Origin of the sequence: Oxynema aestuarii AP17 (assembly GCF_012295525.1) — a bacterium.
Lineage (GTDB): Bacteria > Cyanobacteriota > Cyanobacteriia > Cyanobacteriales > Laspinemataceae > Oxynema > Oxynema aestuarii.
Window position 1 is genome coordinate 1 of the sequence record NZ_CP051167.1, and the last position, 24,714, is coordinate 24,714.

Sequence of the window (24,714 nt, forward strand, 5' to 3'; positions counted from 1 at the left end):
GTGGAAATTCCCCTCGAACAACTTTGGGATCGGGTCCTTGAGAGATTGCAACTACAACTGAGCCGCCCCACCTTTGAAACCTGGATCAAAACGGCGAGTCCGCAACAACTCGCCGACGATTGCTTAGTGATTTGTACCCCCAATCCCTTCGCCCGCAATTGGTTGCAGAAATATTACCTAAAAACGATCGCCGACGTCGTCCAAGAAGTCCTCGGGCGTCCCGTCGAAATTAGCATCAAAACCATTCAAGAGACGGAAACCAACGGCGGCGGAAATAGTGACATTCTCTGGTCTTCGCCGATTGCCAACGTTCCTCCCGTCCCGGCGCCCCACCGTCCCCGTCCGAGCGAGCTCAATCCCAAATACGTCTTTTCTCGCTTTGTCGTCGGTTCCAACAACCGCATGGCCCACGCCGCTTCCCTCGCCGTCGCCGAGTCTCCCGGTCGCGAATTCAATCCCTTATTTCTATGTGGTGGGGTCGGCTTGGGAAAAACCCATTTAATGCAGGCGATCGGTCATTATCGCCTCGAAATTTGTCCCGATTGCCGGGTTTTTTACGTTTCTACCGAACAATTTACCAACGACTTAATTGCTGCCATTCGTAAAGATGGAATGCAAAGTTTTCGCGAACATTATCGCGCTGCCGACGTGTTACTCGTCGATGACCTCCAGTTTATCGAAGGCAAAGAATACACCCAAGAAGAATTTTTTCATACCTTTAACACCCTCCACGAAGCCGGAAAACAAGTAGTTTTGGCCGCCGATCGCCCCCCGAACCAAATCCCGCGTCTGCAAGAACGACTCTGTTCGCGATTTTCAATGGGATTGATCGCCGACATTCAACCGCCGGACTTGGAAACGCGGATGGCGATTTTACAGAAAAAAGCCGAATATGAAAATGTGCGTCTCCCGCGCAACATTGTCGAATATATTGCCGCGCATTACACGTCCAATATTCGCGAACTCGAAGGCGCTTTAATTCGCGTCGTCGCTTATATGTCGATTTCCGGCTTACCGATGACTGTCGAGAATATCGCGCCTATTCTCCATCCCCAAATGGAAAAAGTCAAAGCGACGCCGGAATCGATCGTCGTCGCCATTTCCGATACCTTTGGCGTGTCGGTTGACGATCTCAAAAGCAATTCTCGCCGTCGCGAAATCAGTCAGGCGCGCCAAATTGGCATGTATTTAATGCGACAGCATACAGAATTGAGTTTGCCGAAAATTGGCGAAGAATTTGGCGGCAAAGATCATACGACGGTACTCTACAGTTGCGAAAAAATCGCTCAATTAAAAGAGAACGATCCGGAGTTAGCCAATACTTTACAACAGTTGAGCGATCGCATTAATTTTGCCAATCATAGTTATTGAGGGAGTTAGGGGTCGGAAACCAGGCGTGAGCAACCCGTAATGCGGGGGTCTCAACTGCGCGAACGTCCGCACTCTTTTTCCCAGTCCTCCCGATTCCCTCGATCTAAACTCTAAACTCTAAAATCGACTCTCCCGATTCCTTCGATCTAAAATCTAAACTCTAAAGTCTAAACTCTAAAATTCCGTTCTCCTATGCAACAACCGCAACACTTATCTTCTTCTGATTGCCAACCTTCCGCATTACTCGATCGCGCGATCGACCGCGAACCGATCGCCGTTACGCCGGACACTCCGGTGGTCGAAGTGCTGGTCGCCATGAGTCAAAATCGAGCGAGTTATATTTTAATTCTAGAGAATGAAAAATTAGTCGGCATTTTTACCGAACGAGATGTGGTCAAACTGACCACGACGCCGATGGACTGGAGCGAAATTCTCGTTGCTCAAGTCATGACTTCCCAATTAATTACCCTCTCGTTAGAGGAAAAAGGAGATATTTTTTCCGTTTTATCTTTACTGCGATCGGCCCGCATTCGCCACCTTCCTTTACTCGACGATCGCGATCGAGTCGTCGGCGTCATTACCCCGGAAAGTTTGCGTCAAGTTCTCAAACCGACGGATTTACTACAAATCCGACGAGTGGGAGATGTAATGGTCACGCAAGTAGTGAATGCATCGCCTTCGATCTTAATGTTTGAATTGGCGCAAATTATGGTCGAACAACGCAAAAGTTGCGTGGTCATTTGCGAAAAAAGCAACAACGGCGATCGCCAAATTCCCATCGGGATTGTCACCGAACGAGACATCGTCCAATTCAAAGCCATGGGATTAGATTTATTCACCACTCCCGCCGAAGCGGTGATGAGTACGCCACTGTTTCCAATTTCGGTCAACGCCTCATTATGGGAAGCCAACCAAATGATGCAAGAACATTGCATCCGTCGTTTAGTCGCGGTGGATCTTGAGGGAGGTTTGGCGGGAATTGTGACTCAAAGTACCTTATTGCAAGCGTTAGATCCGGTCGAACTCTATTCGACGGTAGAATTACTGCAACAAACGGTCACCAAACAGACCTTAGAATTGCAAAAAGCCAATGAGGAAATGAAGCGGGAAGTCAGCCAACGACAGGAAGTTCAAACGCAATTAGAAGAACTCGGAAAAAATTTAAAACAACAGGTTGACGAACGCACTCTAGAACTGCAAAAAGCGAACAGCCAACTCCAAGAAGCCAATTTAGCGTTAGAAAGAGCGAACCGAGAACAAGCAATCCTCAATGAAGAGTTAGAACGACGGTTAAAACAATTAGAAAAGGCTCAAGTTCAACTCGTTCAAAGCGAAAAAATGTCTGCTCTCGGTCAACTAATCTCGGGTATCGGCCATGAAATTAATAATCCGGTGACCTTTTTAAAAGGGAATCTCAAACACGCGCAAGCTTATATTAAAGATTTATTAGATCATTTAGAATTATATCGTCAAGAATTGAGCGATCCGAGCGATAAGATTAAAGATCATGCGGAAGAGATCGATCTCGATTTTGTCCGGCGAGATTTACCGGAAATTATCGATTCGATGACGGCGGGGGTCGATCGCGTCAGCCAATTGAGCGTGTCGTTGCGGACGTTTTCGCGATCGGATGCGACGTCTAAGGTTCCGGTCGATTTGCATGAGGGACTTAAGAGTACCTTGGTGATTTTAAAACATCGGTTGAAAGCCAATGAAAATCGTCCGGATATTAAAGTGATTGAAGATTATGGAGAGTTGCCGAATATTCCGTGTTATCCCGGGCCGATGAATCAGGTTTTTATGAATATTTTAGCTAACGCGATCGATGCGGTGGAAGAGTCGAATCGGGGGAAGTCTTACGATCGCGTGGTCGCCAATCCGAATAAAATTTGGATAAAAACGCGCTGGGAAGGGGGTGAGGGAGACCATCCGCCGAGGGCGATCGTTTCGATTAAAGATAATGGCATGGGAATGCCGGAATCGGTTCGAGAAAAGATTTTCGATCGCCTATTCACGACAAAACCTATGGGGAAGGGAACGGGTTTGGGATTGTCGATTAGCTATCAAATTGTGGTGGAAAAACATAAGGGCAGTTTGATCTGCCTCTCGGAACTGGGAAAGGGAACGGAATTCCAGATCGTACTACCCGTCCGTCAAAAACGATCGGATTGGTGAATTGCCCATTGCCGATTCCCGAGTTCCCGAGGTTCGCGAAATTATTGCAAAGTCGGCAAGATTTCGCGCAGTAAATCGGAGGTGACGCGATCGCTGATGGTGGCTTCGCCAATCCGTTTGGGTAAAATAAAGCGAACTTTGCCGTCTTTGACTTTTTTATCGGTTTTGAGGGTTTCTAAAATCTTTTCGATGTCTAAATTACTGGGTAATTTCGTCGGCAATCCGGTTTTTTCAATTAACTCAAATTGACGGGCGTCGCAGGCTTCGTCCCAGCATTTTAATTGTACGGCACAACGACTGGCGGCGACCATGCCGATCGCCACGGCTTCGCCGTGATTGGTGACTTTATAGCGGGTCAAACTCTCGACGGCGTGACCGATGGTGTGACCGTAGTTGAGAATGGCGCGCAATCCGGCTTCGCGTTCGTCTTGGACGACGACATCGACCTTACTCTGACAGGAACGAACGAGGATGTCGTGCAGTAATTCTTCCGGGAGAAACCGCAACTGGTCGAGGCGATCGCACCGTTCCATTTTCTCAAATAAAGCTTCGTCCCAAATGACGCCGTATTTAATCACTTCAGCCATTCCGGCGCGAAATTCGCGGGCGGGTAATGTTTTGAGAACTTTCGGATCGATTAACACCAAACGCGGTTGGTAGAAGGCGCCGATCAAGTTTTTCCCTTTGGGATGGTTGACCCCGGTTTTACCGCCGATAGACGCATCGACCATCGCCAACAAGGTCGTGGGAACTTGGATGAAGTTCATCCCCCGCAACCAGGTCGCCGCCGCAAATCCGGTCATGTCGCCGATGACGCCACCGCCGAGGGCGACCATGGTAGACGATCTCTCTAACTGGTTTTCGAGGGCTTGACCGTAGATTTTTTGAATGGAATTGAGGGTTTTATACTGTTCTCCCGCCATGATGATGCAATGGGCGACCTCGAAGCCGCGATCTCGTAACGACGCCATCGCGCGATCGCCGTAGTGGCGGAAGACGACGGGGTTGGAAACGAGCAAGACTTTTTTACCCAAATCGAGCGATCGCATCCGTTCCCCGAGTTGGTCGATCGCGTCGGGGGCGATCTCAATATCGTAAGAACGCTCCCCAAGATCTACGTGAATCACTGACTGCATAGTCCAACCCAAATCAACAAGCATTGTGGGCTGTATTCTATCGCACTCCATGCATGAAGCTCTCCCCACCTCGCCGAAGGCAGGTGGAGGTGTCAGTGCTAACCTGGAACGGTGCTAGTCCACAGGTCACACAAACAAGCCCAGCTTCTAGGCGAACGTCCAGAACTTTGGCTGGAACGTTCCTCACTGTCCTTTCGGCAAGTGAGCTGAAGAATACCCCGTGCAGCAATGTTCAGCGCCCTATTGAGGTCGGCGTTGTACCGCTTGCCCGAAGAAAATTTGGCCAGCGCATAGTTTTTGGAGTCCCGCCGCACCACTCCACTCCCGTCATAGGCAAGCTTTGAGGTATAGGCGGCAACGACATCCACGACCTTACCGCCCATCTCTTGCCACTTCATCTCGGTAAAATCTCGAATCATACCCTTGAGCCACCCGTGAAAGCGTTGGCGCAGGTTAGACCGTTTTTGTCCACCCTTGGCTTTCCATCCTTTCAGGTTCTCAAAAATAATGGCATCGGCCTTGAATTGTCGGGCAATTTGCACGATACGCTTCGAGACGATCTGCCCGATTTGACGGTTGATGTTACGGCATTTGCGATAGGTATTAGAACAGAAGCCTTTTTGAAGACTTCCGCCTTTTCCCATTGTCTTACTGGCTCGTTTCGATACCGATTTCAGCCGTTGGTCTCGACGGTCTATGTCTCTTCCTGGGTGAATAAATTCACGATGGATTACAGTGCCGTCAAAATTCACGACTGCCACGGTTGCGGTGGTGTTAATACCCAAATCAACACTAATCACAGTGCCATTCACCTGTCGCTGGGGTGGATGGCACTCAAACGGGATCGAGAGGTGACAAGCATTCTTGTCCTCATTAAAAATGAGGGAAGGTGACAGCAGTTTGTTGCTGTCTACCGTATGTCGTTCTCGCAGACCAGTAATTTGAACGGTCGTCCAGACCCAATCCGTCCCGTTAAATACTTTGATGGAGCTGCGATCGTAGCCCTGTAGTTTGTAGCATTGACCTTTGTACAATACGGGATAACATCCGGTATTCGCATTCAGGACGGGGGGTTTGGCCTGGCGATGTCGGCGAATGCCACTTTGCCATTCCCGATACCGGGTCATGTAGCTACTGACTTGTCCGGCGGCGAAGACAATGGCGGCTCTTCGGTAGTAGCTGGGGAATTTGTAAAAGGTCGAGTCGAACTGAGGATATTTAGGGTGGGGATTCTCTGCGGTTTGGTGAATCAGTTTCTCAACCGCCAGTACTCGTTTTTGGCTGGACAACCCTGCTAGAGAAGACCAATGGGTCAACAAAATTCCGACCAAGTGCCGACACCCACGACGATAGACCTTAACCGTCTCGCGAAACAGCCGTCGCTGTTCTTTTGTGGGGTTAAGACTCCATTTATCGGTACGAACGATCGGGCCAGGTTTCTGGATTCTCATAACGGTATGATAACTCTATCTTGAGTTGTTGCCGCTCCTTGACCCCCACCTGTTCCTAGGTCGGGGAATGCGTCGCTCTTTTTGTTCAAGGCATCTTGCAAGACCTGAGAATGAACTGCCTTCAGTTCTGGGATCTCATCTTTCGCTTTGGTCAGCGCATTCTGCTGTTTGTAATAGTCGGGATAGGGTGCATCGGCAGAAATGATATATTCCTGCTTGATACTGCAAGCATTGACCGGACATTTACGCGAATCGATCGAGTCCTTGCGCTCTGCCAAAGCGTAGTTATAGACGCGACGACATTGCTCCAACCAATCGAGCATTTGAGCTTTCTGGTCAAGTCCTGGATAGATTCGGTAGTTGTAGGTCAAGTTCAACATACCTATAGTCTAACTGATTTGCGCTTTCCGTTAGACTATAGGTAGTGTGTCGATTTTCGGGGCATTGAACCCCTCAATCGACGCGGGGAGTCCGTGGATCCCGACACTGACCTTTCAGGTACAGCGCGGGACTTATCGCTCCCCAAACCCCTCAAAAGTTAACGGATTTTAATGGAGAATGATTCATGGGAATTACGGCAAGCGGAGCAGTGACCTATTTCGTCCTCTTAGGGGGTGCGTTGGTCGCGGCGATCGGTTTGATGTTCGCGTTGCGTGCGGTCAAGTTGATCTAGATTGATCTAAGTTGATTGCGAACCCCCGCGAACGGCGCGATCGCCTGCGGTTGATTCTGGGATAAACACTGGGATGAAAACCGCAACCCTCGGCAGGGGAGGCGATCGCGCCGTTTGTTTTGTTCGATGGGATCTCCCCACCAAAATTGGGAAAATTGGGGGGCGATCGCTGGCACCGATCGCTGCGGTTTGCGTCAAAATGTATCTAAATGTAAACGATCGCGATCGCCCCCCAAGATCCGACGATCTTCAACGGCGGCGATCGCCCCTTCCCCTCACCTCTGTCTGCGGACAGACCCCGAACCTGCCCCATGCGTGCCGTTTCTTCCCGCCTCGGTGCCTTGTCCCGCCTCGATATTCCGCCTTGGTTTCTCGCCTTCGTCCCCTTCAAACTCGGTGAAGGGCTGCTCATTACCCTCTTACCGCTTTACGTCGTTCAAGTCGCCCACGGCAGTCTCGCCGATGTCGGACGAGTCAACTCTTCCATTGCCCTCGCGGGGGTTCTCGCCTTCACCCTGTGGGGGAATTTGTCCGATCGCCTGGGCCGCCGCCGTCCCTTCCTCTTCTTAGGCTTTCTCGGCTTTGCCCTCTGTACGATCGCCCTAGCCCGAGGACAAACGATTCCCCAAGTCCTCCTCTTGGCGACGATTGCCGGATTTTTCATTGCCGCCATTACCCCGGTGGCGTCTGCGTTGGTTCTCGACAGTATCCCGGATCGGGAACGGGGAACCTCCTTCGGTCGCTTCTATCAAATCACCGCGTGGAGTTTCGTCGGCGGAGTCTTGTTAGGGGCCAGTTGGCTGACGTGGCAACCCGCGAATCTCGAAACCCCCGAGGCGATGCGAATGCTGTTGCTGTTTGCCGGGGGATTTGCTTTCGTCAGTTGCTTGTTGTGCATCGTCTTAGTCCGCGAAGCCCGACAGTTTCACTCGCAGCGCCGCTACACTCGCCAATTTCTGGGGCGTCTGAGTGTGGCGATTATCGAACGACGAGCCTTATTTTATCCGTCGCGGATGTTGTATTTTCTCGGCGATCGGGCCGGGGGGGCGAACTGGCGAGATCGCCTCAGCCACCCCCTCATCCTCTATTACTGCTGTGCCGCCGTCTTTTTCTTCTCGATTAACTTAGTTTATATTCCCTTTCCGATTTTTCTCACCGACGTTCTCGATGCCACGAACGCTCAAGTGTTTCTGATTACCTTGGGCAAAGCGGCGGTCGAAGCCTTATTTTACATGCCCGTCGGTCGCCTGGTCCAGCAGCAATCGGGCATTACCCTGCAAGTGCAAGCCACGGCGGTTCGGGTGGTCATTTTCGTGATTTTTACGGCGGTGGCGTTGGGGGAACCGACCCGGGGGAGTTTAGTACTCGTCGGGATGACCCACTTGCTGACGGGGGTCACCTGGGCGGCGATTAACGTATCGAGTACGACGGCGATCGCCGCTTTAGCGAACAAGGGTCAGGAAGGGATGGCGATCGGCCTGTATAACGCCATTCTCGGCGTGGCGGCGATCGTCGGCAGCACGATCGCCGGACAGTTAGCCAACCGTTTCGGTTACGGCGTCTGTTTCGCCAGTGGGGCGGTGTTAACCGCGTTAACCGCGTTCTGGCTGCTGTCTCTCCAACCGACCCTCGCCGCGAAAACGAATCCGCAAGTCTAATCTCCAGGAGGGGAGAATTGTAACGGATTCGCCCTACCGCCATTGAGAAGAGATCCAGCGCATCCCGCAGGTGAATAAGGTCGTGTCTGCGGGCTGCGCTTCTCCTCTGGTTCCCACGGGTTGTCCGTAGTAAATCCCGCGTCCTCCGGTTCCGATATAAACGCGCCCGAAGACTTCGCGATCGCCTTCCATCGTGCGCGGGTCTTTACCGATCGCCTGTCCGGGAACGTCGATTTTTTGCCAGGTTTCGCCAAAATCGTCGGAACGAAAAATCCCCGCTTCGCCGTTGACGGTTCCGTAAACAAATACGCTGGGCCGATCGCGATCGGGCGCATTGCGACCGAAGGCGAATAAGTGGGCGCGTTGTACCGATTCGATCCGGGTAAAGGTTTCGCCGCGATCGCGCGATCGATACAAGCCGTCCGTATCGAAACTCGCCCACAGTTCCCCCGCCATTCCCGGCGGCGTTTTGAGCAAACTCCAGGTGCCTTTCTGCCAGTCCATGCTTAATTTCGGTAACTCGGCGGCGGTGGCGGCCCAGGTCAGTCCGCCGTCACGGCTGCGATAAACTTTCCCCTCGTCGTAGAGGTAAAAGGTATTGCCTTCGACCGCATCGCTGGCGAGGGGCTGGTTCCACTGCCAAATCGAGACGACCATCCCTCCCGGAGCCCCTTTAGAGACGGTCCAGGTTTTACCGCCATCGGCGCTGGTGTAAGGGAGGCGATCGCTCCCTTCCGGCAGCCAGACGATCCGATCGCGGTCCGTCGCCGACACCGCCACCCGACCGCGTACCGCTTGGCGATCGCCCTCGGGATAACCGGGGAATTCCCGCCAACTTTGACCGTCGTCGGTGGAATAGAGGGCGTATCCCGGGGTGGGCAGTTGGTCGCTGGTCCAGCGTCGTCCCCCGACGGCGACGACGAATTGGGGGTCTTTTTCCGAGGCGGCGATCGAGACGAAATCACTCGCCATCCAACTCGGATCTTGAAATAACTTGCTCGGATAGCGGTTTAAATTGCCGTGGCGCATCCCGCCAATATCCCCGGATCCTTGTAACAGTGCCCCGCTATTCGGTTGACTTTTGAGGGTGAAATTGACAATTTCTTCGTAACCGCGCACCACGCGACGCCACAACGATCGCCGCGCCGAAATGTCGTCGGTTCGCCACACGCCCCAACCGTCGGTATACCAAACCCGTTCGGGATCGTCCGGGGCGATCGCCACGCTGGCGATCCCCGCCGCCCAAAAGCGCTCGTCATCGTGCTGCCAGGGGACGGTATCGGTTCGTTTATACTCGATCTCGCGCCAAGTTTCGCCGCCGTCGTTGGTGCGAAACAGTCGGTTGCCGTGGTTGAAAAACCATTCGGCGGCGATCGCCACCTGGGGATCGTTCGGATCGACGGCGATCGCGTTATACGATTCCACGGACGGATCCGGCGAGATCTCGATCCACCTGTTCTCCTGCCACTTGCGCACCGTTCCCGGCTGGTCGAAGGTCACGTAAAGCGTCCCGTCCGACGCCACGACCCCCCGTTGCGGGTCGGTTTCCTCCGTGGGTAATAACTGCCAAGTGCGCCCCGCATCCTCGCTGCGATAGACGCCTTTTCCGGCGACCCCCGCATAAATTCGGCGGGTCGGTTCTCCCTCGGATCCGGCGATCGGGTCGAACGCCACGAAAGCAACGCCCCGGTTCGCGGTTCCCGAGGGAACTCCGCCGACTCGTTGCCAGGTTGCTCCCCGGTCGGTACTTTTCCACAGTCCCTCGTGGCGCGATCCCAAATAGAGCAGGTTCGGTTGATGGGGGTCTACGGCGAGGCGTTCCCCATTCCAGCGCCACAGTTCGTTAGACCCGACAAAAAAGGGAAGCGGAAACTGACGCCAGGTTTCACCGCGATCGTCCGAGGTCAAGACCACCCCTTTTTGACCTCGGGCCCGTTCGTCCGTATATTCCCCTACCACCGCATAAACGCGCTGGGAATCGTCGGGGTCGAGGGCGAGACTGGCGACGCCGTAGAGATGGCTTTCGTCTTCTGAAAAACTCTCCATTAAAGGAATCCAGCGTTCTTCGGCGCCATGCCAGCGATAGGCGCCGCCGACATCGGTGCGGATGTAGATGCTACTGGGATCTTGAGGGTGAATGACGATTCCGGTGACGAATCCCGCACCGCCGACCGCCACATTTTGCCAGAGATAGCCCGATTCTGGAAGGTTCGTGCTGCGCGCGATCGCCACGTCTGGGGGATTGTCGCACGTTACCTTTTGCCAGCTCAACGTCACGATTCCCGCCGCGACCAAACAGGCGATCGCGATCCACCGTTCGATTTTAGCCATAACTTTTATCCCACTTTCAACATCCCGACTGGGGCGCACCCCCTGCAAACCCCATCTGCGCGATCGCTTAGCGACGCCTCCGGCGTATCGCTCCCCTCATTGGCGACTCCAAAAAACAGGAGATAGTATAGAACAATCTCGATCCGAGTCCTCAGTTTCGACTCGCCTATGAATGTTTTCTCGATTCTTTCCGATGTTCTCAAATTAGAGAAAGTTTACGCCATCTTCGGTATTATCGTATTTACTGGCATTTTAACCCTCAGTAGTCGATACGTACCGTCAGAAGGCGTCGGCGGCGGTGGCACGTCTCCCTTTGAGAGACCCGTGGTTTTGCTACAATACGCCACGATCGGCATCAGCTTGATTTTGCTGGCTTTGCGCCCTAAAAGTGCTTTCCGCGTCGTCTGGCGCGATCCGTTTTTGTGGGGACTGGTATTGATGACGCCGATCTCGTTCGTGTGGTCGGATTTTCCCAGTTTTTCACTCAAACGCGGGATCTCGACCCTCCAAACCACTATGTTTGGCGTTTATCTCGCCTCCCGTTACGATCGCAAAGAACTGCTCGATATCGTCACTTGGGCGTTAGGAATTACCGCCGTTTTTAGCTTTTTATATACCCTCGCCCTCCCCGGGTCGGGAATCGAAAAAGGGATTCATTCCGGCGCTTGGCGCGGGCCTTTGGTCCATAAAAATGTTTTAGCACAACTGACGGCCTTAATTTCTCTCCCCACCTGTCTCGCCGCCATTCACAGCCCTCCCAAGTATCGCAAACGGTTGTGGGCCGTTTTTATCATCACCGTCTTACTGGTTCTGCTCACGCGATCGAAAACCGGATTGATGGTTTTTCTCACCCTGATGATGCTCGTTCCCCTCTTTAAAATCTTGCAATCTCGTGGGGGAATTGCCATTCCCGTGATGATTTTTGCGATCTTTGTCGTCAGCAGTGGAACCACCATCCTCGCCGAAAATTGGGAACCTTTTCTCTACGGATTGGGAAAAGACCCCAGTTTGAGCGGTCGCACTTATCTTTGGCAAGCCTCTATCGATATGATCCGCCTGCGTCCTTGGTTCGGCTATGGCTATCAAGCCTTTTGGCAAGGGACCGGCGCCGCCAATCAAGTTTGGCTGGCAATTCGCTACGTCGCCCCCCACTCGCACAACGGTTTTATTAACATCTCTTTGGATCTCGGTTTAGTTGGGTTATTCTTTTTTGTCATGAGTCTTCTGACGATGTTCGTGCGCGGAATCGCTTTATTGCGAATCGAAAAAAGTCCGGCGGAAATGTGGCCTTTATTGTATGCGTCCTTTTTGCTACTGTACAATCAAACCGAAAGCACGATTATTCAACATAACAACCTCTTTTGGATCCTTCACGTCGCCGTCAGTCTGTCTTTGGGCTACGTGAGAAAGCTCTCCCCCTCGGAAGTCCGAGAATATCGAGACAAACAAGCTTATTTTGCCGCCATGAACGAAACGCCGAGTTCCCCCTCGCCTTCTTTAAACTCTGCCAAATTTTCAGAATAAAGCCGAGGCGATCGCGTAGTAACTTCAAAGGAGTATCGCCATTTTCCGCGAAATCGAGTTTATGTCATCCGACCTTAACAAAAGCGTGCATCATGATTAAATCTGCCAGCAAACAAACCTTAAAAAGTCTCCTCGGAGAACCCCGTTATCACGACATTCAACAACAGTGGCGGGATTTCAAAGGTCAACTCAAAAATCGGTGGATGTATTTTTACTACACCTACATCGCCAAAGATAAAAACCACGGTTACGATCGCGCCTTTTACGAAAACATCGAAAACTTCAATACCGAATGCTACGACCTCCTCGCCCGCACGATCGTCGCCGAATTTAACCCGAAAAAGTTAGTGGATGTCGGCTGCGGTTCGGGGGGAATTTCCTTAGCTTTGATGAAAGCGGGCTGCGGTGAAATTGTCGCCTTCGATTACTCTTTAGATGCGGTTAAAATGGCCCGTTCTAAAGGATTGCCCTCTGTCGAACAAATCGATTTAACTCAAGCCGAAACAATTCCCGCCCGAGGGGATGTTTGTATTTGTTTGGAAGTCGCCGAACACCTGCCCGAATCGGCGGCGAGTAAGTTGTGTCAGTTACTTTCAGAAGCTGCCCCCAATTTGGTGTTTACCGCCGCCCCTCCCGGACAAGGAGGACATTTACATTTAAACGAACAACCCCAAAGTTATTGGATCGAACTCATGCGATCGTTTTCGATGACTTACGACCCGGAAGCGGTCGCCAGAATGCGTCAATCCTTTGACGGGAAAATGATTCGCGATTACGACGATAACTTGATGATTTTTCGGCGCTCTTCGTGAGCGAAAGTTGGGGACAATTGAACCGATTAAACACCGATTAAATTGTTTGAAATTGAAACAGTAACAGTCATCTAACTGTTGAAAGTTCGGCGATAGCCCTTTCGGTCGCTTTTTATTTTAGCCAGTTGTAACCATCGATGCAAGCCTCTCCACTCGTCAGTATTTTAATTAATAACTACAACTACGATCGCTTTTTAAAACAGGCGATCGCCAGCGCCCTCAATCAAACCTATGACAACGTAGAAGTGATTGTCGTCGATGACGGTTCCACCGATGGTTCCCGAGAAATTATCGCCGAATATGGCGATCGCATCGTTGCTGTGTTGAAAGAAAATGGCGGTCAAGCTTCCGCCTTTAATGCCGGATTTGCCGCCAGTCGTGGCGAAATTATTTGCTTTTTAGATGCGGACGATTTATGTTTGCCGCACAAATGCGAAGCCGTAGTTTCCGCATTTCGCGATCGCCCGGAAATGGGATGGTGTTTTCATTCCGTTAACTTTATGGAAACGCAAAAAATTGAGGATAATTTTATTAATTTTATCCCTCCAAAAACAGCCGATTTAACGGTCGAGTCTTGGGATTTACGTGATGATATCAGACGTGGTTCTGTCAAGAATTTTCCCTATCCACCCACCTCAGGATTGTGTTTTCGGCGATCGCTTCTCGCGCAAATCTTGCCGATGCCAGAAACAGAAAAAATCTTGCTCAATGATAGTTATCTCATTTTTACCGCAATGGGATTATCTCCCGGGATCTTTCTCCCTCACGAGTTGGGATGGTATCGCATCCATCAACATAATGCTTACGGTTCGGCCCTCGTTCCCGGAAGTGCCGATTATGCCCAAAAAAATCGGCAAAAACAACAACGGAAATGCCAAATTCGGATTTTAACCGGATATTGGATTTACGCCAACTTTCCCCAGTTTATTAACTTATCCAACTATTTAATCGCTGCTGGTTTGGGAATCGGACAACATTATGACGCCATCCAACCGACGTATCAAGAATTAATCGATCGCCATCTCGCCTCAATCTCTTGGCGCGATCGTTTTGAAATTTATTTGCGGGCTATTTATCTCTATTTAAAACAGTTTCGAGAACTGATTTGATGAGTTTCAATGTAATCGAATGGAGTTCAAAAAATGGCAAAAATAGCACTTTTTTTGAGTGCTTTGGATGGCGGCGGCGCCGAAAGAGTGATGCTTTACTTAGGTCGCGGTTTTGCCGAACGCGGTCACGAGGTCGATTTAGTTTTAGCGAAACCCGTCGGACCGTTGTTATCGGAAATTCCCGAGTCCGTGAATTTGGTCAACTTAAACAAAAAACGTTTAGTCAACAGTATTCCCGATTTAATCGGCTATTTAAAACAACAGCAACCCGTCGCTTTACTCTCCGCCTTGGAAGATGCCAACGTCATCGCTTTGTGGTCGCGCTATTTCGCTAAAGTTTCGACCCATATCGCCGTATCGGTTCACAATACCATGTCTCAAGAGTCGCAAAATGCGACCACCTTTAAACGGCGGTTTGCGCCTTATTTAGCTCGATGGTTTTATCCAATGGCAGATACGATTATTACGGTATCTCAAGGCGCGGCGGAAGACTTATTAGAGATGGGATTCGATCGCAACAAAGTTAAAACAATTTACAATCCCGTGATTCTTCCCGAATTTTTTCAAAAGATCGAAGAACCGTTAAATCATCCTTGGTTTACTCCCGGCGAACCTCCCGTTATTTTGGGGGTCGGTCGTTTGGAAAAACAAAAAGATTTTGAAACTTTAATTCGTGCTTTTGCCTTAGTTTGTCAAAAGTTTCCCGCTAAATTAATGATTTTGGGGGAAGGGGGCGATCGCTCAAAATTAGAAGCATTAATCGAGGAATTAAAGTTAACTCAATTGGTCGATTTACCTGGATTTGTCAGCAATCCTTATCGCTTTATGGCGCGCGCTCACCTTTTTGTTTTATCTTCCCTGTTTGAAGGATTACCCACGGCATTGATTGAAGCAATGGCGGCGGGAACTAGGGTTGTTTCTACAAATTGTAAAAGCGGTCCGGCAGAAATTTTAAACTACGGCGAATACGGTCGTTTAGTACCAATTGGCGATGTCGAGAAAATGGCGATCGCCATTGAGGACAGTTTAAAAAATCCGATCGCCTCCGATATTTTAAAACAACGAGGTGCGGAGTTTTCTCTCGCTAAATCTGCCGATGAATACCTGCGAGTGATGGGTGTTTTTTGAAGGATAAAGTCTCGGGCTTGGAAACCAAATCCCTACAAGATTTTTTGATATTTTCTCGATCGTCTCTTGTCAAGCACGTCTAAACAGTCGCTTGACTACAAAAGTTAAGGTAATCGATTCTGTCATAATCAGCGCCAATCTTCGCGCGGGAGGATAAATAAAACAGAGAACGTAATCGGTAAATCCATAGGAAACAACGGTAGCTATAGCGGCGCCGACTTCGCGATACTGAGGAATGAGCCAAAAATTTAGAACAATATTCAAAACAGCGCCCGCCGAGGTCGAAACTAGAGAATATAATGTTTGACTTTCGGCGATAATCCAAATCCCTTTAGACCATCCAAAAAAGACAAATAAAGCCGCCCAAATATGAATAGAAAGAACCAAGCCTGCGGCTGCATATTCCGCACCGAAAATAACAACGACAATCCATCGCGATAAAAAGGTCACTGGAATGGCGATCGCGTAAGCCAAAACAGCCATTAAATTAAACAGCTTTTGTAACTTCTGATAAAACTTCGACTCGCTAACCTTTCTAGTTTCTAAAATTGAAGGATTGACGGAATTTACAATAGCGATTGCCACAAAATACCACACTTCAGAAATGCGGGTTGCCCCTGAATAAATCCCGACGGCAGCATCGTCGGCGAGTTGTCCTAACATCACTTGGTCGATTTTGAGATAAACCATAATCGCCAATCCAGACAGAATCAGGGGCCAGCTTTCTTGCAATAAGGTTTTTCCGCGATCGAGATCGAATTTCCAATCGAATAATTTTTGACCGCTTACGTGATAGGCGACGGTTAAAGAAATCGCAAAGATTCCGGTTTCAGCTAATGCGGCCCAAGCAAAACTGACTAAAGGCGCTTCGATAGAAATTAGAATAATTCTGACGGTGGTAATTAAAATAAATCCAATATTTTTGGCTAAAACGGTATATTTTGATTGAACTTGAGACTGAAACCACAGATCGATCGTGTTAAAGGCTTCAAAAATCAACCCCCCCGCAATAATGCCGACGACCCAGCGCGTGAGGGGGTCGTCGGGACGCAAAAAGAAAATCGCGAGATTCGCACTCAAAAATAGTAAAATTCCGCTACTGAGTCGTAGGGTTAAGGCGGTGCCGAGCATGGTATTTTTATGCTCGATATCGCTGACGATATTGCGGACGACAATTTGATCCAGTCCGAGGGTAGCGACGGTATGAAATAAGGTGACGAAGGCGATCGCGAAATTATAAAGTCCGAATTGTTCCGTTCCCAGATAGCGCGCTAACCAAGCGGTGACGATAATTCCGACTCCCATCCGCAAGAGGCGATCGGTAAATAACCAGCCGATATTGCTGATAATTTTCCGCAATTCCGGGCTGATTTGGTTAACTTTTTCTGTGAGTTTTTGCAACATTGGTTATCGAAAAAGAGAGATAAAGAAAAGGAACGAGTGCGAGTCTAGCTAAACTTCAGACAGTTACTTTTGCTACAATAAGACCTATTTTTCTAGGCAGAGAGAGGAGAATGATGCCTGAATATCGCTCTAAAACGTCAACCGCCGGACGGAATATGGCGGGGGCCCGCGCGCTGTGGCGTGCGACGGGAATGACGGACGAGGATTTCCACAAGCCTATTATTGCGGTTGCCAATTCTTTTACGCAATTCGTCCCGGGTCACGTTCATTTAAAGGATCTCGGACAGCTTGTCGCGCGCGAAATCGAAAAGGCTGGCGGTGTGGCGAAGGAGTTCAATACGATTGCGGTAGACGATGGCATTGCGATGGGTCACGATGGGATGCTCTACAGTTTACCCAGTCGTGAAATTATCGCCGATTCGGTCGAATATATGGTCAACGCTCACTGTGCGGACGCGCTGGTGTGTATTTCTAACTGCGATAAAATCACCCCCGGAATGCTGATGGCGGCGTTGCGATTGAACATTCCGGCGGTGTTCGTGTCTGGCGGCCCGATGGAAGCGGGTAAGACGAAGTTGGCCGAACATAAGTTAGATTTGGTCGATGCGATGGTGATTGCAGCCGATGACAGCGTCTCGGATGAGGTGGTGGCGGAATACGAGCGCAGTGCTTGTCCGACGTGCGGTTCTTGTTCGGGGATGTTTACGGCGAATTCGATGAACTGCTTGACGGAGGCGATCGGGTTGTCGCTACCGGGGAACGGAACGACTCTGGCGACGCATTTCGATCGCAAGCAACTGTTCCTCGACGCAGCGCAACTCATCGTCAAAAATGCCAAGCGGTATTACGAAGACGGAGACGAGTCGGTATTACCTCGCGCGATCGCCAGTTTCGAGGCGTTCGAGAACGCGATCTCGTTAGATATCGCCATGGGCGGCTCGACGAATACGATTTTACACCTGCTGGCGGCGGCGCAGGAAGCTGAGGTCGATTTCGATCTCAAAGATATCGATCGCCGCTCTCGTTCGATTCCTCAGTTGTGTAAAGTCGCCCCCAATACTCAGAAATATCATATCGAAGACGTTCACCGCGCCGGGGGAATTATGGGAATTCTCGGCGAACTCGATCGCGCTCGATTGCTGCATAGCCAGTTACCGACGGTCCACAGTGCGACGCTGAAAGAAGCGCTGGACAAGTGGGACGTGATGCGCAATCCGGCGCCTGAAGTGGTCGAGTTTTATCAGGCGGGTCCGGCGGGAATTCCCACCCAAACTGCGTTTATCCAAGATACGCGCTGGCCCTCGTTGGATCGCGATCGCGCCGAAGGCTGTATCCGCAATTTTGAGAATGCCTACTCCCAAGAAGGCGGTTTGGCGGTACTCTACGGCAATATTGCCGTAGATGGCTGCGTGGTGAAAACGGCGGGAGTGGACGAGTCGATTTTGGTCTTTCAAGGGAAAGCGAAAATCTTTGAATCCCAGGATAGCGCGGTCAAGGGCATTTTGGCCGATGAAGTCCAACCGGGGGATGTGGTGGTCATTCGTTACGAAGGACCCAAAGGCGGCCCGGGAATGCAAGAGATGTTATATCCGACGTCTTATTTGAAATCGAAAGGCTTGGGTAAAGTGTGTGCGCTGCTCACCGACGGTCGTTTTTCCGGGGGAACTTCGGGTCTGTCGATCGGTCATGTTTCTCCCGAGGCGGCGTCCGGCGGTGCGATCGGCTTGTTGAAAGATGGGGACGCGATCGCGATCGACATTCCCCAGCGTCGCATTAATGTTTTACTCGACGATGAGGAGTTGACCCGCCGTCGCGCCGAACAGGATGCGAAAGGTTGGAAACCCGCCGAAGCGCGTCCCCGCAAGGTGAGTACGGCGCTCAAGGCGTATGCGAAGTTCGCCACCAGTGCGGATAAAGGCGCGGTACGAGATAAGAGTTTCCTCGATTGAGGGATCGGGTAGAGGGTTGTCTCTCCCTGTGATTTGAATTGGTGGATTTCCCCGGAGGCTTCTGGGGGAATCCATCTGCCGATCGCCTTGAAAAATTGCATCCTATATTACCTTGGAGGTGCGATCGGTATGTTTTGACCTCGAAGAGTGATATTGTATGATGCAAGATTAAAATATCCCCATTTTTTACCCTAAATTTTATGCAAAAAATTGCATCGATTTCCACCAGTGGCTCGGTCGCTTGGGGAGGTTGCGAACTTCTGCGATCGCGTAGCGCCCAACACCTGGCACAACTGGGCGATCGCTGGGGTATCAATGTTTACAATTGGCCGCCGAATTCGCCGCCAATTCCCCTTGAAATTTGGGAACGAGAGCGCCGCAAATGCTACCCGGGAATTACGAGCCATCCTACCGCCCGACGCGGTGGCTAAATTGGCCGAACAACTCGCTGTTTAAGATCGAAACTTGATTCATTCATTAAAAAATTGCCATTTTGGGTGAAAAGGTCTCATGAATCAACCCAGCTCTGCTAACGATAACAATTTAATTCTCGGCTTAGTCAAGCGCTATGAATTTGAAAAAATCAAACCTTTTCTGATTTCTTTAAAAAACTGCGGTTATGCAGGGGATATTTGCTTTGTTTATTCGGATTTGAGCCAAAAAACCCTCGACGCGATCGCCGAATTCGGCGTCAAATTAATCCCGATGAACGAGTGGTACATTAACGTCCCCCTGTATCAGAAAGGACGATGGCAAGTGAAAAAAGCGTATTTCTATCACTTGCTCGTTGCGAACTTTTTCCCTCTCAACCGCCTCAATTCTTATCTCGTCAAAGTCGTGAGCGATCGCCTCAATAACCCTATCCGAGCGCGGGCTCAAATTGCAGCGAAGTTCGTCAACATGTTTTCGGCACGTTACTTGTTGTATTATCTATATTTGAGCGAATGCTCTCAACCTTACGATAACGTGATGTTAACGGACGTTCGCGATGTTATTTTTCAACGCAATCCCTTTGATTTCGAGATCGGCGATCGCCTGTGCTGTTTTCTCGAAGACGAAACCAAAAGCCTCGGATCGTGTGAGGTCAATTCGACTTGGTTGCGCGAAGGATACGGACAACACGTCCTCGATGAAATCGGCGATCGTCGTATTTCTTGTGCCGGAACGATTATCGGTTCTCGCCGTGCCATTTTAGAGTATTTAGAAACCGTTGTCGATAATACCATCGAACTCAAACAACACGTTTGGGGGATCGATCAAGCGGTTCACAACTACACCGTGCAAATGGGAACATTAAAAAATGTAGTTTTTTATGAAAATTTTTGCGGTCCGGTGCTGACATTACACTATGCCAATGCCGAACAATTGCAATTCGACCCTGACGGATGGCTGGTAAACGCCGATGGCAGTATCGTTAACGTCTTACACCAGTACGATCGCCTCAGCCCCGAGATGCGGCAAAAAATGACCGTCTGTCAAAACAGTGAAGTGTTTGAAAAGCGCTCTTAAGCTTCCCAAACGATTCGGCGATCGCTGGCTTTTCAACCTACAGCCTTTCGTAGAAAATAACATGAAATTTAAACGCATTGTCGCCACAGGAGAACCGGGTTTCCTCTATCGCCGCCAATATCTGTTTCAAGCCTTATCGCCACATTTCGATCGGTTCGACACTTTACCCTGTGGCGAGTTCTATTCCCTCGAACTCCTCGATCGAATTGCCAATTTTTTGTTTAAAGTTGCCTATCGCTTTTCCGTCAGTCAAGCCGATCGCTGGTTTCAGAAAAATCCCCGAGCCTATCGGATCAAATCTCGGAACGCCGAACGCAAAATCAGACAATTACAACCTCCTCCCGATTTAGTCTTTCACGTGTTCGGACTGTTCGCCCCTTTTTGGGATTCATTTGAGATTCCCTACACCCTTTATTTAGATTACACGATGGCCTTGGCCGCCCAAAATTGGCCGCAGTGGGCGCCATTTTCGACCCCCGAAGCATTAGCCGCCTGGATGGCGTGCGAACGGCAAACGTACCGACGAGCCTATCGTATTTTTGCGATTAGTCAACGGGTGAAATCTTCGTTAATTGAAGATTATGGCATCGAGGGCGATCGTATTATTGTTGTCGGTTCGGCTCCTAATTTTAACGAACCCTACGAGTTGGAAAAACCGTTAGGTTCTCAGCAAATTTTATTCAATGCCTCGGACTTTAAACGCAAGGGAGGCGATTTGGTGTTAGCGGCGTTCCCTCAAGTCAAAAAAGCGTTACCCAACGCGACCTTAACGATCGTCGGTCGTCAATTGAATCTCCCGTTGAGTGAAGGAGTGAGCAATCCGGGACGGATCGGGTCGCGAGAGGCGATGCGCGAGCTGTTCGTGCGATCGGATTTAGTGTTGTCGCCGTCCTATTGCGACCCTTTCCCCATTTTTGTGATGGAAGCGATGAGTCACGGGGTGCCTTGCATCGTTTCCAATCGCGATGGAATGCCGGAAATTGTGAACGATCGCGACAATGGTCGGGTGCTTCCGATACAAGATCCGGAGCTGTTGGCGGAGTATATTATCGAAGTGCTCGGCAATCTAAAGCAATTAAAAAGATATTCGCAAGCGGCGAAACAAACCATAAAAACGCGATTAAACTGGCCGACCATCGCCGATAAAATGCTTCTAGCTTTATCTGAAACGCCCTGACGAGGGCGGTATACTGACGATCTTCGCGTAACAATTCCCCTCGCCGTCGAGATTGAGGCACAACGATCGACCGCAATCTTTTGATTACAATTTTTGTTCTACTCCGTTACCCGATCGATGCGGGTTTTTTTGTCGCCAAAAATTTAAGGGAATCGAGGGCGATCGCCTCATTTTTGTTCTACAACGGCGCGCGGCGATCGCCCCATTTCACGAAATGTGTGACCTCTTTTAATCCTGATTTCTCATCAGTAATGCTACTGAATTCGGCCATTTTGGCTCGGGGTTTTCCGCAAGATTTACGCCTTTGAAGCGCGCTAAGCGGCTCGCATCGGCGATCGAGAGCTAAAAAGGGGTTTAGCCCCTCATGGGCTTTACCCTTCCGGGGTTTATTTCGGGGGGCGATCGCCCGGGACAGCTCCCCCGGCGCCACCGCAAAATCACGGAGCGCGGGAATAGCGATCGGAAGCAAAACCGCTAAAACCCCTAGAAGCTCTCCGAGGGGTCTGTCACGTCTAATCCTTCATAATTCCCGATTGAAGCCCCTTCCTGGCTCGTTCTGGGGTCGTTGCGGCGAGATCGGAAGGTGACTCGGAATCGCCAATCCGTATTTTTCGGGATTTTTCCGTAGATTTGCGTCCGCATTTTTATGCAAGTTGACCGAGTATCTTTACGTAATCTTCATAAAGTTCCCGAGCATTATAAATATTCGGTAAATACCTATTCCATACGGAAGCGCTTCTTCTATACTCGTAAACTATATTAAAGATTCAGCGAATCTAAAATATCTTTCGTCTTCGATGCAGGTGTATTCTTCGTTAACGGGGACAACGGGGAAAGCATACCCCCTCTTTTTAAGTAAATAGACTTAATCGAAAGAGGTACAAACTGCATGGAAGTCCAATTCAGCCAGTGAGTTTCCCTTGAAGGCGTGAGAAGAACAACTGAAAACCTCCACTCAACCTCGATTGAGGGAGAACGAGTTAACTTCGATCGCCCCAGAATTCCAGCCAGAGCATAACTAAATAATCTGTTTTTTTCCAGAGGAAGAAAGCAATTGTGCGGGGGGGTTAACCCGACAGCTCGTCCGGAGAGAAAGCCTCGGTCTGTTTATCTAAAAAGCCAGGAAATTAATTACAGCTACATTTAAGGTGTCGAACATTTGGGAGGTGTGTGATGGAAACAATTAAAATCCTCAATACTTTAATTGATAACTTGTCAATGAAAGAGTTGCTAGAACAACTCGAATCTGGAGTGGTGTTTACTCCGAATGTCGATCACTTAATGAAGCTTCAAAAAGATCGGGATTTTCGCAAGTGCTATGAGTCGGCAGATTATAAAGTTTGCGACAGTAAAATTGTCGAATATGCCACCAAGTTCTTAGGAACCCCTGTTAAAGAAAAAATTTCCGGTTCCGATCTCTTTCCGGCGTTTTATAACCATCACAAAAACAACGAATCCATCAAGATTTTCTTGTTAGGAGCGGGTCGCGGAGTTGCCCTGAAAGCCCAAGGAAAAATCAATCGGAAAGTGGGTAGAGAAATTATTGTCGGCGCCCTTTCGCCTTCGTTTGGATTTGAGAAAAACGAGCAAGAATGTTTGGCGATTATCGATCGCATCAACCGTTCCGGAGCGACGGTTCTGGCGGTCGGCGTGGGAGCGCCCAAACAAGAAAAATGGATTGCTCGTTACAAACATTTAATGCCGAATATTAAAATCTTTTTGGCGATTGGAGCGACAATCGAATTTGAAGCCGGACACAAGCAACGATCGCCGAAATGGATGAGTGAAATGGGTGTGGAATGGCTGCACCGATTAGTTTCAGAACCGCAACGCTTGTGGAAACGCTATTTATTAGATGACCTGCCGTTTTTATGGCTGGTGTTGAAACAAAAAGTCGCGATGGAAGGAGAAGGCGAGTTGTTCAAACTCTTTCCTTTGTTAGGGTCTTCGGAGAGTTGCGAACCGTTGGGTCCGGAGGTCTTACAGAATTAAATATTTTCTTAATTTTTCGAGGGGATGATTTGAGCGATCGCGCCCCCAGTCTTCGGTACGCAGGGAAGAGCGCTACAAGGCGATCGCCCGTAGGTGCAATAGGGGTTTGAAATTGTCGATTTCACCCCAGAAGCCATCGATACCCTTCAGTGAAGCATTGAGTTACTTCGAGGGAGATTCGAGTGCCGATCGATACAAATGGTGAAGGCGATCGCAATACGTCTTCACATCGAGCGGTTCCACCCGATGCCGAGCATTTATACCTAGGCGAATTCGTAACGGTTCGTTATCGATCGCCTGTTGCATGGCCGCACTTAACTCGGCGATGGCGCCGGGGGTAACCAGCCATCCGGTTTCGTCGGGGGTTAGCACTTCGGCAATCCCGCCGACAGGAGTGGCGATCGCCGGAAGCGCCCAACTCATAGATTCGAGTAATGCCATCGGTAAGCCTTCGTTATACGAGGGCAACACAAACACACTGGCTTCAGCTAACAATTGAGCGCGTCGGACCGGATCGACCCAACCGGGGAAGGTAATGCGATCGCCTAAATTCAACTGGCTGACGCGATCGCGCGCCCTCTCGATCTCCCCATCTCCCGCCATAGTGAGAGTCGCGCGATCGCGACGATCCGGCGGTAACGCGGCGAACGCCTCGATCGCGTCGAAAGCCCCTTTGCGCTGACCGATGCGCCCCAAAAACAAAAAATTGACCGTTGTTTGGGCGCGGCGGTCGGGAACCTCCGGGGGAATTTCCACCGGATTCGGGATCGGGATAACCCGGTCGGGGTCTAAGTTCAACTGTTCGACGTAGAAGGTTTTCCAACTTTCGGAAAGGACGATTAAATAGCTAGACTGCCGGAAAATGCGAGCGATCGCCGAGCGCCAAACCGGGGCTAAATTTTGGTAAAACGTGTGAAACTCGCTACCGTGGGCGTGCAGAATCGCGGGTTTGCCAAAACGCCGAACCACGGACAGGGCGATCGCCTTGCGAAACACGCTCCCCCGTTCGGCAAAATGAATGTGAACCAGGTCGGTTTCGCCGCGTCCTAACTGGGCCGCCAATTCTTTCAACCCCGTAGCGAAGACCTGGAGGCGCCGGGCGATCGATCCTTCCTCGTGGGTGACAATGTGATCGATCTTTAACTCCGGGGGTGCGTGGCGAAAGATCGCCTCCTCCACTGCAGCCACACCGCCTTTTTGCCGTAACGTCGGGCCTAACATCGTCACGTGCAGCCGAGTTGGGGCGATTGCCGACGAACTGTCCATCAAAAATGCTCCCTTGCTTCTATTTTTTGAAATTCGGTCAACGATCGTG

General features: G+C 50.2%; 19 protein-coding genes. 13 read left to right on the forward strand and 6 right to left on the reverse strand.

Annotation, left to right across the window (positions count from 1 at the left end):
* Positions 1-1,371: a chromosomal replication initiator protein DnaA gene (gene dnaA / locus HCG48_RS00005; protein WP_168567328.1), complete on the forward strand. Its 1,371-nt coding sequence runs from the start codon at positions 1-3 to the stop codon at positions 1,369-1,371.
* A gap of 192 nt (positions 1,372-1,563) precedes the next feature.
* On the forward strand, positions 1,564-3,546 hold the full coding sequence (locus HCG48_RS00010) for a CBS domain-containing protein (RefSeq protein WP_168567329.1): 1,983 nt from the start codon (positions 1,564-1,566) through the stop codon (positions 3,544-3,546).
* A gap of 41 nt (positions 3,547-3,587) precedes the next feature.
* On the opposite strand, the gene aroB is transcribed toward HCG48_RS00010, so the two are convergent.
* The 3 genes from aroB to HCG48_RS00025 form a co-directional block, all read right to left on the reverse strand.
* Positions 3,588-4,682 (reverse strand): 3-dehydroquinate synthase, encoded by a 1,095-nt coding sequence (gene aroB / locus HCG48_RS00015; protein WP_168567330.1) that lies wholly within the window; start codon positions 4,680-4,682, stop codon positions 3,588-3,590.
* Positions 4,683-4,780: 98 nt separating this feature from the next.
* Positions 4,781-6,133, reverse strand: coding sequence for an IS200/IS605 family accessory protein TnpB-related protein (locus tag HCG48_RS00020; RefSeq protein WP_246259781.1), 1,353 nt, complete (start codon positions 6,131-6,133; stop codon positions 4,781-4,783).
* Positions 6,130-6,513 (reverse strand): helix-turn-helix domain-containing protein, encoded by a 384-nt coding sequence (locus HCG48_RS00025; RefSeq protein WP_246259783.1) that lies wholly within the window; start codon positions 6,511-6,513, stop codon positions 6,130-6,132. Before HCG48_RS00025 ends, HCG48_RS00020 begins: the two co-directional genes overlap by 4 nt.
* Before the next feature lie 185 nt (positions 6,514-6,698).
* Between HCG48_RS00025 and petL the strand changes: the two genes are divergently transcribed.
* Together petL and HCG48_RS00035 are read left to right on the forward strand one after the other, a co-directional pair.
* The gene (gene petL, locus HCG48_RS00030) at positions 6,699-6,806 is read left to right on the forward strand and encodes a cytochrome b6-f complex subunit PetL (protein WP_234488601.1); all 108 of its coding nucleotides are present in this window, start codon (positions 6,699-6,701) and stop codon (positions 6,804-6,806) included.
* A gap of 311 nt (positions 6,807-7,117) precedes the next feature.
* Positions 7,118-8,464 (forward strand): MFS transporter, encoded by a 1,347-nt coding sequence (locus HCG48_RS00035; protein ID WP_168567331.1) that lies wholly within the window; start codon positions 7,118-7,120, stop codon positions 8,462-8,464.
* A gap of 33 nt (positions 8,465-8,497) precedes the next feature.
* Here HCG48_RS00035 and HCG48_RS00040 read toward each other — a convergent pair whose 3' ends face one another.
* Positions 8,498-10,795 carry a carbohydrate-binding protein gene (locus tag HCG48_RS00040; RefSeq protein ID WP_168567332.1) on the reverse strand — a complete coding sequence of 766 codons (2,298 nt, stop codon included), beginning with the start codon at positions 10,793-10,795 and terminating at the stop codon, positions 8,498-8,500.
* A gap of 168 nt (positions 10,796-10,963) precedes the next feature.
* Between HCG48_RS00040 and HCG48_RS00045 the strand changes: the two genes are divergently transcribed.
* From HCG48_RS00045 to HCG48_RS00060, 4 genes are all read left to right on the forward strand, one after another.
* Positions 10,964-12,319, forward strand: coding sequence for an O-antigen ligase family protein (locus HCG48_RS00045; protein ID WP_168567333.1), 1,356 nt, complete (start codon positions 10,964-10,966; stop codon positions 12,317-12,319).
* A gap of 92 nt (positions 12,320-12,411) precedes the next feature.
* Positions 12,412-13,131, forward strand: coding sequence for a class I SAM-dependent methyltransferase (locus tag HCG48_RS00050; RefSeq protein ID WP_168567334.1), 720 nt, complete (start codon positions 12,412-12,414; stop codon positions 13,129-13,131).
* Positions 13,132-13,268: 137 nt separating this feature from the next.
* Positions 13,269-14,240 carry a glycosyltransferase family 2 protein gene (locus HCG48_RS00055; RefSeq protein WP_168567335.1) on the forward strand — a complete coding sequence of 324 codons (972 nt, stop codon included), beginning with the start codon at positions 13,269-13,271 and terminating at the stop codon, positions 14,238-14,240.
* Between the two features lie 33 nt (positions 14,241-14,273).
* Positions 14,274-15,368: a glycosyltransferase gene (locus HCG48_RS00060; protein WP_168567336.1), complete on the forward strand. Its 1,095-nt coding sequence runs from the start codon at positions 14,274-14,276 to the stop codon at positions 15,366-15,368.
* A gap of 69 nt (positions 15,369-15,437) precedes the next feature.
* Here the strand turns inward: HCG48_RS00060 and HCG48_RS00065 are convergent, their stop codons facing one another.
* On the reverse strand, positions 15,438-16,772 hold the full coding sequence (locus HCG48_RS00065; RefSeq protein WP_168567337.1) for a flippase: 1,335 nt from the start codon (positions 16,770-16,772) through the stop codon (positions 15,438-15,440).
* 110 nt (positions 16,773-16,882) lie between these two features.
* Between HCG48_RS00065 and ilvD the strand changes: the two genes are divergently transcribed.
* The 5 genes from ilvD to HCG48_RS00090 all read left to right on the forward strand — a co-directional run bounded on the left by ilvD (position 16,883) and on the right by HCG48_RS00090 (position 23,399).
* Positions 16,883-18,721: a dihydroxy-acid dehydratase gene (gene ilvD, locus HCG48_RS00070; RefSeq protein ID WP_320415762.1), complete on the forward strand. Its 1,839-nt coding sequence runs from the start codon at positions 16,883-16,885 to the stop codon at positions 18,719-18,721.
* A 200-nt stretch (positions 18,722-18,921) separates the two neighbouring features.
* Positions 18,922-19,152 carry a hypothetical protein gene (locus HCG48_RS00075; protein WP_168567338.1) on the forward strand — a complete coding sequence of 77 codons (231 nt, stop codon included), beginning with the start codon at positions 18,922-18,924 and terminating at the stop codon, positions 19,150-19,152.
* 79 nt (positions 19,153-19,231) lie between these two features.
* Positions 19,232-20,230 (forward strand): hypothetical protein, encoded by a 999-nt coding sequence (locus HCG48_RS00080; RefSeq protein ID WP_168567339.1) that lies wholly within the window; start codon positions 19,232-19,234, stop codon positions 20,228-20,230.
* A gap of 61 nt (positions 20,231-20,291) precedes the next feature.
* The gene (locus HCG48_RS00085) at positions 20,292-21,407 is read left to right on the forward strand and encodes a glycosyltransferase family 4 protein (RefSeq protein ID WP_168567340.1); all 1,116 of its coding nucleotides are present in this window, start codon (positions 20,292-20,294) and stop codon (positions 21,405-21,407) included.
* Between the two features lie 1,173 nt (positions 21,408-22,580).
* Entirely contained in the window at positions 22,581-23,399 is an 819-nt protein-coding gene (locus HCG48_RS00090; protein ID WP_168567341.1) for a WecB/TagA/CpsF family glycosyltransferase, read from the forward strand.
* A gap of 162 nt (positions 23,400-23,561) precedes the next feature.
* Here the strand turns inward: HCG48_RS00090 and HCG48_RS00095 are convergent, their stop codons facing one another.
* Complete coding sequence (locus HCG48_RS00095; protein WP_168567342.1) at positions 23,562-24,665, reverse strand: glycosyltransferase family 4 protein; 1,104 nt, start codon at positions 24,663-24,665, stop codon at positions 23,562-23,564.
* Positions 24,666-24,714: the final 49 nt, after the last annotated feature.